The sequence below is a fragment of the Tissierella sp. genome, assembly GCF_052089545.1.
Classification (GTDB): Bacteria; Bacillota; Clostridia; order Tissierellales; family Tissierellaceae; genus Tissierella_A.
The window spans coordinates 1-14,068 of the sequence record NZ_JBQDAA010000044.1 but is presented as its reverse complement, the minus strand read 5'-3'; the positions used below and the strand labels follow the sequence as shown (position 1 = coordinate 14,068).

General features: G+C 30.6%; 17 protein-coding genes. All 17 read left to right on the top strand.

The window, feature by feature from the left end; translation table 11 throughout:
- Positions 1-33 precede the first annotated feature (33 nt).
- The 17 genes from ACTHW2_RS05140 to guaA all read left to right on the top strand — a co-directional run bounded on the left by ACTHW2_RS05140 (position 34) and on the right by guaA (position 14,028).
- Complete coding sequence (locus ACTHW2_RS05140) at positions 34-366, top strand: LiaI-LiaF-like domain-containing protein (protein WP_442262836.1); 333 nt, start codon at positions 34-36, stop codon at positions 364-366.
- Positions 367-438: 72 nt separating this feature from the next.
- Entirely contained in the window at positions 439-1,044 is a 606-nt protein-coding gene (locus tag ACTHW2_RS05135; protein WP_442262834.1) for a hypothetical protein, read from the top strand.
- Between the two features lie 13 nt (positions 1,045-1,057).
- Positions 1,058-2,098, top strand: a complete 1,041-nt coding sequence (gene uvsE / locus ACTHW2_RS05130) for a UV DNA damage repair endonuclease UvsE (RefSeq protein ID WP_442262832.1) — start codon at positions 1,058-1,060, stop codon at positions 2,096-2,098.
- Positions 2,099-2,107: 9 nt separating this feature from the next.
- A complete protein-coding gene (locus ACTHW2_RS05125) occupies positions 2,108-2,356 on the top strand; it encodes a DUF1722 domain-containing protein (RefSeq protein WP_442262839.1) in 249 nt (82 codons plus the stop codon).
- Between the two features lie 20 nt (positions 2,357-2,376).
- Positions 2,377-3,033, top strand: a complete 657-nt coding sequence (locus tag ACTHW2_RS05120) for a cobalamin B12-binding domain-containing protein (RefSeq protein ID WP_442262830.1) — start codon at positions 2,377-2,379, stop codon at positions 3,031-3,033.
- Positions 3,030-3,911 carry an ABC transporter permease gene (locus ACTHW2_RS05115; RefSeq protein WP_442262828.1) on the top strand — a complete coding sequence of 294 codons (882 nt, stop codon included), beginning with the start codon at positions 3,030-3,032 and terminating at the stop codon, positions 3,909-3,911. The genes ACTHW2_RS05120 and ACTHW2_RS05115 overlap by 4 nt, the downstream gene beginning before the upstream one ends.
- The gene (locus tag ACTHW2_RS05110; protein ID WP_442262837.1) at positions 3,890-4,246 is read left to right on the top strand and encodes an ATP-binding cassette domain-containing protein; all 357 of its coding nucleotides are present in this window, start codon (positions 3,890-3,892) and stop codon (positions 4,244-4,246) included. The genes ACTHW2_RS05115 and ACTHW2_RS05110 overlap by 22 nt, the downstream gene beginning before the upstream one ends.
- A gap of 10 nt (positions 4,247-4,256) precedes the next feature.
- Positions 4,257-4,688, top strand: coding sequence for a 2-thiouracil desulfurase family protein (locus ACTHW2_RS05105; RefSeq protein WP_442262826.1), 432 nt, complete (start codon positions 4,257-4,259; stop codon positions 4,686-4,688).
- 14 nt (positions 4,689-4,702) lie between these two features.
- A complete protein-coding gene (locus ACTHW2_RS05100; protein WP_442262824.1) occupies positions 4,703-5,014 on the top strand; it encodes a YbgA family protein in 312 nt (103 codons plus the stop codon).
- Between the two features lie 155 nt (positions 5,015-5,169).
- Positions 5,170-5,769: a DUF421 domain-containing protein gene (locus tag ACTHW2_RS05095; RefSeq protein WP_442262822.1), complete on the top strand. Its 600-nt coding sequence runs from the start codon at positions 5,170-5,172 to the stop codon at positions 5,767-5,769.
- Positions 5,770-5,905: 136 nt separating this feature from the next.
- Positions 5,906-6,604, top strand: a complete 699-nt coding sequence (locus tag ACTHW2_RS05090) for a response regulator transcription factor (protein ID WP_442262820.1) — start codon at positions 5,906-5,908, stop codon at positions 6,602-6,604.
- Entirely contained in the window at positions 6,601-8,043 is a 1,443-nt protein-coding gene (locus tag ACTHW2_RS05085; RefSeq protein ID WP_442262818.1) for a sensor histidine kinase, read from the top strand. Before ACTHW2_RS05090 ends, ACTHW2_RS05085 begins: the two co-directional genes overlap by 4 nt.
- Before the next feature lies 1 nt (position 8,044).
- A complete protein-coding gene (locus ACTHW2_RS05080; RefSeq protein WP_442262817.1) occupies positions 8,045-9,139 on the top strand; it encodes a LolA family protein in 1,095 nt (364 codons plus the stop codon).
- A gap of 62 nt (positions 9,140-9,201) precedes the next feature.
- Entirely contained in the window at positions 9,202-9,912 is a 711-nt protein-coding gene (locus tag ACTHW2_RS05075) for an ABC transporter ATP-binding protein (protein WP_442262815.1), read from the top strand.
- On the top strand, positions 9,902-11,515 hold the full coding sequence (locus tag ACTHW2_RS05070) for a hypothetical protein (RefSeq protein WP_442262813.1): 1,614 nt from the start codon (positions 9,902-9,904) through the stop codon (positions 11,513-11,515). Before ACTHW2_RS05075 ends, ACTHW2_RS05070 begins: the two co-directional genes overlap by 11 nt.
- Positions 11,516-11,627: 112 nt before the next feature.
- On the top strand, positions 11,628-13,079 hold the full coding sequence (gene guaB, locus ACTHW2_RS05065; protein WP_442262811.1) for an IMP dehydrogenase: 1,452 nt from the start codon (positions 11,628-11,630) through the stop codon (positions 13,077-13,079).
- A gap of 10 nt (positions 13,080-13,089) precedes the next feature.
- Positions 13,090-14,028 carry a glutamine-hydrolyzing GMP synthase gene (gene guaA / locus ACTHW2_RS05060; RefSeq protein ID WP_442262810.1) on the top strand — a complete coding sequence of 313 codons (939 nt, stop codon included), beginning with the start codon at positions 13,090-13,092 and terminating at the stop codon, positions 14,026-14,028.
- Positions 14,029-14,068 lie beyond the last annotated feature (40 nt).

Sequence of the window (14,068 nt, the reverse complement as noted above, 5' to 3'; positions counted from 1 at the left end):
AAACTAAAAAAGAAATACTAAGAGGTGAAGAAGATGAAGACTAAAAGAGTTGGTACTATATCTATGGCTTTAGTTCTTATATTGTTTGGTGTAATACTTCTTCTATCTCAATTTACTTTGATTTCAGCATTTGAACTATTTTTAAAACTTTGGCCATTTATACTTATTATTCTAGGTCTTGAAATCTTATACTATGCATATGTAAGTAAAGAAGAAGTAAAAATAAAATATGATATTTTTTCTATATTTACAGTAATATTTATACTTCTAATAAATATAGGTATATACGGTCTTATGGAAACTGGGGTTATGGATCTTATAAAAATAAATGTAGAAAGAGAAATAGAGTATTACCAAGATAGATAAATTAATAGTATGAAATCTCTCAAAAAAGATATATAATAGTAATTAAATTATAAAATTTATAGAGGTGTGAAAATGGAAAAACAAATTTATAGAGGTGTGAAAATGGAAAAACAAATTTATAGAGGTGTGAAAATGGAAAAACAAATTTATATACTACTATCTCATAGTGGCTCTATGTTATCTAGACTTATCAATATTTATACAAAAACAAACTATACACATGTATCACTAGGACTAGATAAAGACTTGGATGAGCTCTATAGTTTTGGTAGACTTAGGCCATATAATCCTGTTTTGGGAGGCTTTATAAGAGAAGACATACTTAACGGTACATATACTAGATTTCCAAATACAAAATGTGCAATATATCTTTTAACTGTTAGTGAAGAGCAGTATGAAAGACTTAATAAAGAAATAAAAAGATTTACATTAGAACAAGAAAAATACAAGTACAATCTTTTAGGACTTGTAGGGGTAATAGTAAATAGACCAATACAAAGAAAGTATAGTTATTTTTGTTCTCAATTTGTTTCAGAAGTACTTACAAATAGTGGAATAAATATAATCGAAAAAACTCCAGGACTTACATCCCCAGTAGATTTTTTAGAATGTAAAGATTTAAAGATAATTTATGAAGGACAACTAAATCAATATAAGCAAGAGACCTCTTTTAATTAAGAGGTTTTTTTTATTGAAAAGAAAAAGTATGGGTATCTATGAACCAATATTAGAAAAGGAGATTTTCATGAAGATAGGATATGCATGTCTTACAAAAGGAGTCTACCATACAAGATTTAAAACTATAACTTTAAAAAACGCAAGCGAAGAAAATTTACTCCAAATTATAGAGCACAATCTTGATACATTAGATAGGATTATTGACTATAATATAAAAATGAATATAAAGATGTTTAGATTAAGTTCTGATATAATTCCCTTTGGTTCAAGCCCTGTAAATGAGATTCTTTGGGAAGAAGTATTTAAAGATAAGTTTGAAACTATATCTGAAAAAATAAACAATAATAATATAAGAATTTCTATGCATCCAGGTCAATATACAGTTTTAAATTCGCCAAGAGAAAATGTAGTAGAAAGAGCCATAGAAGACTTAGAATACCACAATAGGTTTTTATATGCCTTGGGAAGGGATAGGACGAGTAAGATAATAATTCACATAGGCGGAGTATATGGTGATAAAAAATCAGCTATAGAAAGATTTGAAGAAAATTATAAACTATTAAGTGAGGGAATAAAAGATAGGCTTATAATAGAAAATGATGATAAATCCTACAATATAGGAGATGTACTAGGTATAGCTACTAGAAAGGATATACCGGTTGTATACGATAATCTCCATAATGCTTTGAACCCTTTTGATGAGTCAAAGGATGATAAATACTTTATTAATTTAGTAAATAAGACTTGGCAATCTTATGATGGCCTTCAAAAGATACACTACTCACAAAGTGCAAATGGTAAGAAAAGTGGAAGTCATTCCCAAACTATAGACTTAAAGGTCTTTAAAGACTTTTTAAAAGATATACCCCATGTAGATATAATGCTTGAAGTAAAAGATAAGAATCTTTCTGCAATTAAAGCAAATAACCTTATAAATCCTAAAAGAGATATAAAGGCTCTAGAAGAAGAATGGGCCAGATATAAGTATAATATTCTTGAACACGATCCAAATGTATATAGGGAGGTAAGAAATCTTTTAAAAGATAAAGCTTAATATCCCCTAATAGAATTTTATAGCCTTATAGATAAGGCACTACAAACAAAACCTAGCCAAGGAAATATGATAAATGCCCTGTCACATGTGTGGGGATATTTTAAAGACAAAGCTACAGAAAAGGAAAAGAAAAAGTATGATTCCTATAAAAGATCATTTAAAAGAGGAAGCTATTCAATAAATCCAGTTAAAAAACTATTATTAAAAATGGCAGTAAAATATGATGATAAATATCTGCTATCGTCTTATTACTTTTAATAGATAAAGGAGGTAAAAAAATGGAGGAGCTATATAAAAAGCTACTATTAGCATTAAAAAAACATGATAAGGAAATTGCTGTTAAAACAGCTATAGATGCATTAGAAAATAAAAAAGTAGATGTTTTAACACTATATGAAGATATCCTTGGGCCTGCTTTAAACAATGTAACAAAAGAATTTAAAGATGAAGATAGACTTATATGGCAAGAGCACGTGAGAAGTGAAATAATAATCACTATTATAGAAAACTCATACCTATATGTACTAAAGGAAAAAGAAGAAAGAGCTATTAAGAGGGAGGAAAGGGTAGTAGTACTTTGTCCAAAATTTGAAGACCATGCTATAGGAGCTAAAATGGCAGCAGATATTTTTACTATAGCAGGCTATGAAACAACTTTTATAGGAGCCAATACTCCTTGGAAAACTATTATAAAATCAATAGAAAATAAAAGACCACATATAATATCTATAGGTGTTACAAACTTTTATAATCTTTTAGAAACGAAAAAGACTATAGATAGAATAAAAGAAGAATTTGACTACAAAATAAAGTTTGCTCTTGGCGGACATGCCCTTAAAAAATCAAAGGAACTTTATAAACAAATAGGAGGAGATATATATTTAGAAAGACTTAAAGATATATTTTCCTTGAAAGAGGAAGTGAAACAAAAATGAAATTATCATGGAATATAGCTCGAAGATTTTTAAAATCGAGCAAAGGGCAAACTATATTAATAATACTTGGAATAGCTATAGGAGTGTCAGTTCAGATATTTATAGGATCTTTAATAGATGGATTACAAAAGAGTTTAGTAGACAATACAATAGGAAGTTCATCACATATAACAATAGTTCCTTCAGATAGGGAAAATTTTTTTAAAAAGGATGATAAGCTTATTGATAGATTAGAAGAAAATGAAGACTTAGATATAGTATCCAAATCTTTAGACTCGTCAACATTTTTAAGTCTGGATGAAGAAACTTACCCTATACTATTTAGAGGAGTAGAGTTTGAAGATGCAAATAAAATTTATGAGTTTGATGAAAAACTTGTAAAGGGAAGTCTCCCATCTTCAAATGGGGAAATTATACTAGGAAAAGACTTGGTTGAAGATCTAGAACTTAAAGTAGGAGATAAACTAGACATGGTAGTTCCAAATAGTGGTATAGAGGAAGTGGAACTAAGTGGTATATATGACTTAAAGGTAAAGGCAATAAATAACTCATGGGCAGTATCAAGCTTAAAAACATCAGAGGAAATATTTGATAAAAAGGGGAGCCTATCTTCAATAGAAACTCAAGTAAGTGATGTATTTAATGCAGATGTCATAGCAAAAGATATAGAAAAAAATTTAGATGATTCTTTAGAGACCACAAATTGGAAGATAGAAAATGAAGAACTTCTTTCAGGTTTATCAGGCCAATCAGCTTCATCTTATCTAATACAAGTCTTTGTACTACTAGCAGTTCTTCTTGGTATAGCATCCGTACTTGCCATATCAGTAGTTCAAAAGTCTAGACAAATTGGTATATTAAAAGCTATGGGAATGTAGATAAAGAAACAATAGAAAGAGCAAAGTATCTTATAGATATGGTTGGAATGAGTAAAGTAAAAAACAATCTTTCTACAGACATATCAGGAGGACAACAGCAAAGAGCAGCTATAGCAAGGTCACTTATAAATAGTCCTGATATAATACTAGGAGACGAGCCAACGGGAAACTTAGATTCTGAAACTACCCAAACAGTTTATGATCTTCTAAGAAAGATAAATAAAGAGTTTGAGTCTACCTTTATAATAATAACACACGATAAAAAGATAGCAGAAAAAGGAGATAGAATCATAGAACTAACAGATGGTAAGGTAAGTGGGGACATAGAAAAATAAGGAGAGAAATATGGAAAATAAAAAACCTATAAGACTCATAAAAGAAGATGAGAAGCTAAAACTTTATCAACCAGATACAGACATGCTTTTTACAAAGGAAATGGAAGAATATAGTAATAGAGTGTTAGGAGAACTTGAGGATATAGACGGCTTTATATTAAAAGGAAGATCTCCATCTTGTGGGATAAAAGATGTAAAAGTATATAATGGTAGGGGTAAGGTGCCTGTTATAGAAAAAGATCTTGGAGTATTTGGGGGAGCTGTACTAGATAAGTTTCCAGATCTTCCAATAGAAGAAGAAGGAAGACTTACAAACTTAAAAATAAGAGAACACTTTCTTACAAAACTTTATACTATTAAAAATTTTAAAGAAAAAGTAGAAAATACAGAAAAGATGAAAGATCTAGTGAAATTTCATGCAGACACAAATATTTATTTATAGCTTATGATCAAGAAATGAGTAGAAAACTTGGAAAAATAGTTGCAAATCATAAGAAAAAAGGCCAAAAAGATGTAATAGAAGAATATAAAAAGAATCTAAGCTTAATCTTTAAAAAACCTCCTAAATATACAAATTATATAAATAGTCTTATGCATATATTTGGATATTTTTCAAAAGAGTTAAATGAAGAAGAAAAAAACTTTATACTAGATAGCTTCGATAAATATCGAGAAGATAAGGTTCACCTAAGTGTACCAGTAAACCTTTTAAAGACCTATGTACTAAGATTTAAAGATAAAAATTTAGTAGACCAAACTATATGGTAGCCCTTCCCAGATGAACTACTAGATATATCAGATACGGGTAAGTAAACTTTATAAAATTAATATTTTAATAAATATTTTGAAAGCAAATCTTTTACCATGTATTCACTTTAAGCTCTAAGGATATACTAATTGTATAAAATGCGGAAGGTGATATTATGGAATTAGCTTGGATTTGGAAATCAGTTCTTATATTTATAATAGGAACCCTTATACTTAGAATCGGAGGAAGAAAATCAATATCCCAAATGACAATATCCCAAACAATTGTAATGATAGGACTAGGTTCATTACTTGTTCAGCCGGTAGCTGAGAAAGGTTTATTTGTTACATTTGGAGCAGCTTTTATACTTGTGGTTCTTATGCTTACTGCTGAACTTTTACAGGTAAAGCTAGATTTTGTTGAAACCTTTATTTCAGGAAAGTCTGTTGTTGTGGTAGAAAATGGGAAACTGAAAATAAATGAACTTAAAAAGGTAAGACTGACAGTAGACCAGCTTGAAACAAGACTTAGGCAAGTTGGAATAAGTTCCATAGAAGATATAAAATATGCTACTATCGAAATAAGTGGGCAACTTGGATATGAATTAAAGGATGATAAAAAACCTTTAACACGGGAAGAGTTTTTATCTATAATGGGAGAAGTTACAAATATAGATAAATCTAAGATAAAGCAAAAACTAAAAGACAAAAATAAAAATAATATATTTAAAGAAATAGATCAAAAGAAATTTGAAGGAAACAAAAACGAACCATAAAGATAAAAGACAGGTTAAAGAATATGTTCATTTAAATTCTTTAACCTGTCTTTTATTTTAATTATAAAGAAATTATAAAGTTTCTTTTAAACCGGTACATATATTATATAATGTATTTGTAGGAGGCGCTGCTTTCATGAAAGGAAAGATACTAGTAGTAGAAGATGATCTAGAAATTGCTATGGCCATAAGAGAATATTTAAACAAAAAAGGATATAAGGTCACCTGGGCCTCAACAGGGGTTGAAGGCCTAGAAGAATTTAATAAAGATAAATTTGACCTAGTTACAATAGATATTATGATGCCAGAGATGGATGGTTTCACCCTGTGTAAAAACATAAGGATGAAAAGTGAAGTTCCAATAATAATCCTAAGTGCCAAGGATAAGGAATTAGATAAGGTAGATGGATTAAATATCGGAGCTGACGACTATGTAACCAAGCCCTTTAGCCTTATGGAACTCCATGCCAGAATAAATAGACATTTAGAAAGATATGGAAGTTTCAAAGAGGAAAATCCAGAAAACTCTATAAAATATATAGATGGATTAAGACTAGATTTTGAAAACAATATAATTTATTTAAATGATCAAAGATTAAACCTAACTGGGAAAGAATATGAGATATTAAACCTATTTATAAAGAATCCTAAAAAGATATTTTCAAAAGAAGAGATATATGAAAATATCTGGGGTGGGTCAAAGCTAGATAACAATACTGTAACAGTTCACATAAAAACCCTGCGAGAAAAATTAAATGAAGATATAAGAAATCCTATATTTATAGAGACAGTATGGGGTAAGGGATACAGATATATAGGAGAAAAACTACTATGAAGATAAAAAGATGGCTGATAATTTCCTATATATTGGTTATTTTAAGCCCTATACTAACAGGAACTCTTCTTTTCAACTGGATTCGTACTTATGATAGGGAGATTCAAGTCCAGACCTATTTAGAAAATATAAATAGGTTTTCAGAATATGAGAAAAAGTTAGAAGACCCAAAACTTTACTTGGATTACAAGGGGAAATATGAACTTATAAATGAAAAAGATAAAGACCATGTCCAGATAAATTTATATAATAGGTATGGTTATAATCTTTACTCCAGTGGCTTAGAAACCTTAGACTATAGACTGGATAAGAAGGTACTTTATAAGGATTTTTATAATATGAAGACTGGTTACAGGGCAGACAAGTTAAAAAAACCAGTATTTTTAAACAATGAATTAGTTGGTGTATATGAAATAACCTTAAATAAAAATGATTTTGTAGAAGAGGTAAATAAAAGAACCATAGTAGCCATAGGCTTATTTATGGGAAACTTTATTCTAGTTCTTTTCATAGTTATTAGAATGATAAATAAGAAAATCAACAATCCCTTGGAAGGATTAATATTTTCAATGAAAAACTTTGCCCTAGGTAAAAATGAAAGAATTGATTACCAGTCTCAGGATGAAATAGGTGAACTTATCCATCAGTTTAATCTTATGAAAAATGAAATAGAAGAGAAGGATATAAATTTAGAAAGAGAAAAGGCATCCAAGGAACATATGATATCAGCCATATCCCATGATTTAAAAACACCTTTAACTTCCATAAGAGCTTATACAGAAATCATTAAAAGTGACAAAGATGAAAAAGATACAAAGAAATATGAAGACATAATAATAGGAAAATGTGACTATATGAAAGATATGTTAGAAAATCTCCAATATTATACTCTTTTAACATCTGATTATAAGATGGATTTTGTAAAAGTTGAAGGTGAGGAATTCTTCCAAATGATACTTTCAGGCTATGGAGATATTTGTAAGAAAAATAATTTAAACTATAGTGAGGAAATATTAATAGATGGCAGCTTAAAGATAGATGTAAACTCAATGATCCGAGTAATGGATAATTTAATCACTAACGCTATAAAGTATAGTGAAAAGGGTGGTCATATCTTTGTAGGTGTCTATTCTAGCAATTATAATCTAGGAGAAAACTTAGACGAAGAAACAAGGAAAGAATTGGAAAACTTTAGAGGAGAAGATAGTCTTGTAATAGTCAAAAATACAGGAAAGACTATAGGGAAAGATGAATTAAAAACTATATTTGAACCCTTCTACAAAGCAGACAATTCTAGGAAAAATATAAAAAAAGATGGAACAGGCTTAGGTCTTAGTATTGTTAAGAGTATAATAGATAAACATGGAGGAAGGATAAAAGTATTATCAGAAGACAATACTACCCTGCTAGCATACACAATAAAAGGAGAGAAAAATTAATATGTTAAAAAGAATAATGATATTTATACTAGCCAGCAGTTTTTTATTAACAGGCTGTGAAAGTCCCCTAGTTAAAACTCTGCTTCCAGAAGAGATAGTAAAAGCTGCCATAGATACAAATGAAAAAGAGGAAGATTACTATATAAAATCAAATATGAAAATATTTGAAAATGGTGAGCTAATTGAAGAAATGCTGACTGAAGAATGGAGAGCTAAGATTGACGGAGAGGTTAAAAGAAGAACAGAAATAGTCTCTGAAGATGAAGGAAGGATGATTTCCCTTATAAATGAAAAAGAAATAAAAGTTTATCAAGAAGATTCAAATGAGGTCTTTACAATTTCCAATGAAATGGGAGAAGGTTCAAATCTTAATAAAAGTGTAAAAGAAAAAACTATGAATGAATTAGATATGGCTAAGAGGATGTATGAGATTGATAATCTTGGGGAAGAAACCATAAATGGAAGAGAAACTTATCACCTAAAGGGAGAGCCTATGGAAGAATCAAGCCTATTAGGCGACTATGAAGCATGGATAGACAAAGACAACTGGGTGGTAGTTAAATCTATAAATAAAAGTGGAGATATAAAAGTAGTAACTGAAAATATTCAAGTAGAATTTTCACCTGAAATAGATGATTCATTCTTTAGTCTAGATTTGCCAGAGGATGTAAAAAAAATAGATATGGATGAAGATATTTCAGACACAGATGAAATAACAATTGAAGAGGCTGATAAAAAGCTTGGAGGAAAGTTACTCTATATAAGTGATAAGAAGTATAAATTAGAAAAAGCAACTTTTTCCAGCTATAACTCTGATTTAGTGCCAGATGAAATGGTCTTTCACTATAGTAAAGATGATTCGGGGACCTTCTTCATTAGTGTTTTAGAAAAACAGGAAGAAATGGAAGATGATGGGGTACTAGAATTTGAGGAAAGAGAAATAAGAGGAAACAAGGCTAATATTATGAATGATATACTTAAAATGATAACTTTTTATGAAGATGGTCTCCAATATAATTTAATAATGGAAGATGAAGAAATGACAATAGATGAAGGAATAGATATAATAGAAAATATGAAAAAATATAAAAAATAGATCAATACAGATATATAAGGGCTCATTAATCTGGGTCCTTATATAATCAATAGGAGGAAGAAATGGAATTAGAACTTAAAGCTATAAAAAAATCATTTGACCAAAAGGAAGTTTTAAAGGGGATAGATTTTACCTTTGAAAAAGGAAAGATCTATGCTCTTTTAGGGAGAAATGGAGCAGGTAAGACTACTCTTTTTAATATAATGGCTGAGGAACTTAAAAAAGAAGAAGGCCAGGTACTCCTAACAAAGGAAGAGAAAATAAAAAAACTAGAATCAGAAGACATATCCTATGTATATTCAGACCCTATACTTCCTGAATTTTTAACAGGCTATGAATTTATAAAATTTTTTATGGATATAAACAAAGAAAAAATAGATGAAAGCATAAGGATAGAAGAATATTTTGACCTTATAAAGATAAATGAAAAAGATAGGCATAAACTTATAAAATCATACTCCCATGGGATGAAAAATAAACTTCAAATGCTTATGTTTATAATCTCCCGTCCAGATGTAATCCTTCTGGACGAACCACTTACCTCTCTTGATGTAGTAGTAGCTTTAGAAATAAAAAGACTCTTAAGAGAGATTAGAAGTCGTCACATCATCATATTTTCAACCCATATTTTGCAGCTAGCCAAGGACCTTTGTGATGAAATAGTGGTATTACATAAGGGGAAGCTAGAACTTATAGATAAAAACCTGCTGGGGGACCCTGACTTTGAAGATAGGATAATGGATATGCTCCAGGTGGAAGAAGATGATGATTAGAGCTATATTAACTATAATAAATATAAATACATCTAAAAGTATAAATGGATTCCTATACTATTTGAAAAAGATACCAGGCATAAAGAATTTACTCAAAGATATAAACTATTCTTTTATAGGATTTAAAAAGTTTTTAAGCATCATAGGAATAATAAGTAGTATAATAACAGGCCCCTTATTTTTTGGACTCCTATTTTTTGCAGCAATCTATCTACCAGCAAATATAGAATGGGTAAAAGCAGATAGCTTAAATGCTCTTATGTTTTTTATATTCTCCTTTTTCTTCTTAAATCAGTTTATAGGTTCAAAGATGATAGAGGCAAATCAAGAAACTTTTATAGTTGTTAAACAAATGAGGATGAACCCTAAAGTATATGCTGTAAGTCAGACCATATGGAAAAACCTAAGAGGTCTATTTAGTAAGGCTCTAGTATTTGCTTTGTTTTTTAAATTTATATTAAATAAGGATTCTTTATTTGGAGTTTATTTAGCCCTATCTATTACTATGTTTGATATATTTATGGATGCTACTCATCTCTATATATTCAAAAAAACAGGACACTCTGTAAATGATTTTCCCAAAGCTAGATTTGGCCTTGCTTTATTAGGTATAGCTGGGACCTATGGGATTGTTATGCTAACAAAGTTGCCAGAAGTTTTAAATCTAGTTTCTATTTTAACCAGCACTTATTTAACTATTATTCTTAGTTTTTTAGGAATCCTAGGATTTATATATCTTCTAAAATACGATAGATATTGGGATATTATAAATAATGCAAACAAACTTGAGACCTATAAAGATTTTCAAGAAAGTACCCAGGATATAAACTTTCAAGAAGTAAAATTAAGGGATAAGGATTTTGATGGAGAAAACTTAAAAGAAAATGAAAATATAGATAAAGAAGGTTATGAATATTTAAATCATATATTCTTTAAAAGACATAAGAGGGTAGTCTATAAACCTATGATTAGGAAACTATTAGGGATACTTCTAGTGTTTTTAGGGATATTTATAGTTGATAGATTTTTTGTAGACGGTTTTGGAAAAACAACAACAACTGAGCTAATAGATGGATTTAGCCTATTTATAATTATAGTCTATGCCCTTTGCAATTCAACAGCTATTATGAAGTCTCTATTTTATAACTGTGATAGGAGCCTTCTTAGATATGGGTTTTATAAAGAAGGAGATGCACTTTTGAGGATGTTCTCTTTAAGACTAAAAAAGATACTATTTTATAATATGATTCCAATAACTGTTCTTTGTCTAGGTCTAGTACAATTAATATATTTTAACCTTCCAGAGAGAATAGGACAAGCTATGCCAATGATAGCTTCCACAATACTCCTAGCTACATTTTTTTCAGTCCACTATATATTTGTTTACTATATACTTCAGCCCTTTTCAACAGACTTAAAGATTAAAAATCCCCTATATAATATTATAAATGGACTAGTTTACCTTGTATCCTATGGTTTTATAGGACTAGGATTTTCTGCAAGTCAGATGCTCCCCTATATTTTAGGCTTTACAATCATATACGTATCCCTAGCCCTATTACTTGTGTATAAGAAGGCTCCAAAAACCTTTAGGGTAAAATAAAACAAGGAAATAGGAAAACTCCTATTTTCTTGTTTTTATATTTGACCTACATGGATGTAAAAGTCATCTATTTGTGGTATAATATTAAAAAACTATAGAGGAGGAATTTTAAGTGAAATTTGTCGGAGAAGGTTTAACATTTGATGATATACTTTTAGTGCCTGGTAAATCTGAGGTACTTCCTAGAGAAACAAATATAAACACACAATTAACTAAAAAAATAAAATTAAATATACCACTTATGACTGCAGGAATGGATACTGTAACGGAAAGTAGAATGGCTATATCAATAGCAAGAGAAGGTGGAATAGGTATTATCCATAAAAATATGTCTATAAAGCAGCAAGCTTTAGAAGTAGATAGAGTAAAAAGATCTGAACACGGAGTTATATTAGATCCATTTTCCTTATCTAAAGATCATGCTGTATCAGATGCCCTAGAACTAATGGAAAGATATCGTATATCAGGAGTTCCTATAGTAGATGAAAAGAATATATTAGTTGGAATAATAACAAATAGAGATATAAGATTTGAAACAGAAGTATCTAAAAAGATCGATGATGTTATGACTAAGTTAGATTTAATAACTGCTAAAAGAGGTATCTCTATGGACGATGCCCTAGAGATTATGAAGGAATATAAAATAGAAAAACTTCCACTAGTAGATGATGATAATAAACTAGTAGGACTTATTACTATTAAAGATATAGAAAAATCAATCGAATATCCAGAATCAGCTAAAGACAGTGAAGGAAGACTACTTGCTGGAGCAGCAGTAGGAGTTACAGGAGATATGCTAGAAAGAGTTGAAGCTCTAGTTAAGGCAAAGGTAGACGTAGTAGTACTAGACACAGCTCATGGACACTCTAAAGGAGTAATGGAATCAGTTGGAAAGATAAAAAAAGAATACCCAGACCTACAAGTAATAGCTGGAAACGTAGCTACAGCTGAAGCTACAAGAGACCTAATAAAGGCTGGAGCAGATGGAGTAAAGGTAGGAATAGGACCTGGTTCAATATGTACAACAAGAGTTGTAACAGGTATAGGAGTACCACAAATCACAGCTATACAAAACTGTGCTGAAGCTGCAAAAGAATATGATGTGCCAGTAATAGCAGATGGTGGTGTAAAGTTCTCAGGAGACATAACAAAAGCAATAGCAGCAGGTGCAAGTACGGTTATGGCTGGTTCACTTTTTGCAGGAACTGAAGAAAGTCCTGGAGAAGAAGTTCTTTATGAGGGAAGAAGATATAAATCATACAGAGGTATGGGATCCATGGGAGCTATGGATGCAGGAAGTAAAGATAGATACTTCCAAGAAAAAACTAAAAAATATGTTCCAGAAGGTGTAGAAGGTAGGATCCACTTTAAAGGAGCACTAGGAGATGTAGTTTATCAACTAGTAGGTGGACTAAAGTCTGGTATGGGCTATGTAGGTGCAAAAGATATAAAAGCACTTCAAGAAGATTCTAAATATGTAAAGATAACATCAGCATCCTTAGTAGAAAACCATCCTCACGATATTCATATAACAAACGAAGCACCAAACTATAGTAGAAAATAGGAGGGCTAAATTGGAAGAATTTATAGAAAAGAGTGTAAAGGAAATAAAAGAACAAGTAGGAGATAGAAAAGCTATTTGTGCACTGTCTGGAGGAGTGGATTCTTCTGTAGCCGCAGTTCTCGTTCATAGAGCTATAGGAGACAATCTAACTTGCATTTTTGTAGACCATGGACTACTTAGAAAAAATGAAAGAGAAGAAGTTGAAAAGGTATTTAAAGAAGAATACCATATGAACCTAATAGTAGTAGATGCAGAAGATAGATTTTTAAGTAAACTTTACGGAGTAACAAACCCTGAAAAGAAGAGAAAAGTAATAGGCGAAGAGTTTATAAGAGTTTTTGAAGAAGAAAAAGAAAAACTAACAGACATAGACTTTTTAGTTCAAGGAACAATTTATCCTGATATTGTTGAAAGTGTAAACGAAGATGGTTCAGTTGCAGTAAAAAGCCATCACAATGTAGGAGGTCTTCCAGAAAAACTTGGCTTTACTCTTGTAGAACCTTTAAGAACTCTCTATAAAGAAGAAGTAAGAGAAGTAGGAAGAGCACTTGGAATCTCATCACATATAGTAGATAGGCAGCCCTTCCCAGGACCAGGTCTTGGAGTAAGGTGCCTAGGTGAACTTACAAAGGATAAATTAGATATACTAAGGGAAGCAGACTTCATATATAGGGATGAAATAGACAAGGCAGGACTAAGCATATGGCAATACTTTGCAGTTCTACCAAACCTTCAATCTGTAGGAGTAGTAGACGGTCAAAGAACCTACTGCCACACAATAGCCCTAAGAGCAGTAAACTCAAAAGATGGTATGACAGCAGAATTTGTAGAGATACCAATGACTATACTTGGAAAAATCTCAAAAAGAATAACAGATGAAATAAAAGAAGTAAATAGAGTAGTATTTGATATAACAAATAAACCACCAGCAACAATTGAGTGGGAGTGATGACTGGAAGTCTTAGAACCATTGGAAACACTGGGTCTAG

Bases quoted from the DNA above. Each gene is read 5' to 3' on its own strand.
- ACTHW2_RS05140 (WP_442262836.1), top strand. From the start codon at position 34: ATGAAGACTAAAAGAGTTGGTACTATATCTATGGCTTTAGTTCTTATA.
- ACTHW2_RS05135 (WP_442262834.1), top strand. From the start codon at position 439: ATGGAAAAACAAATTTATAGAGGTGTGAAAATGGAAAAACAAATTTAT.
- ACTHW2_RS05120 (WP_442262830.1), top strand. From the start codon at position 2,377: ATGGAGGAGCTATATAAAAAGCTACTATTAGCATTAAAAAAACATGAT.
- ACTHW2_RS05115 (WP_442262828.1), top strand. From the start codon at position 3,030: ATGAAATTATCATGGAATATAGCTCGAAGATTTTTAAAATCGAGCAAA.
- ACTHW2_RS05105 (WP_442262826.1), top strand. From the start codon at position 4,257: ATGGAAAATAAAAAACCTATAAGACTCATAAAAGAAGATGAGAAGCTA.
- ACTHW2_RS05100 (WP_442262824.1), top strand. From the start codon at position 4,703: ATGAGTAGAAAACTTGGAAAAATAGTTGCAAATCATAAGAAAAAAGGC.
- ACTHW2_RS05095 (WP_442262822.1), top strand. From the start codon at position 5,170: ATGGAATTAGCTTGGATTTGGAAATCAGTTCTTATATTTATAATAGGA.
- ACTHW2_RS05090 (WP_442262820.1), top strand. From the start codon at position 5,906: ATGAAAGGAAAGATACTAGTAGTAGAAGATGATCTAGAAATTGCTATG.
- ACTHW2_RS05085 (WP_442262818.1), top strand. From the start codon at position 6,601: ATGAAGATAAAAAGATGGCTGATAATTTCCTATATATTGGTTATTTTA.
- ACTHW2_RS05080 (WP_442262817.1), top strand. From the start codon at position 8,045: ATGTTAAAAAGAATAATGATATTTATACTAGCCAGCAGTTTTTTATTA.
- ACTHW2_RS05075 (WP_442262815.1), top strand. From the start codon at position 9,202: ATGGAATTAGAACTTAAAGCTATAAAAAAATCATTTGACCAAAAGGAA.
- ACTHW2_RS05070 (WP_442262813.1), top strand. From the start codon at position 9,902: ATGATGATTAGAGCTATATTAACTATAATAAATATAAATACATCTAAA.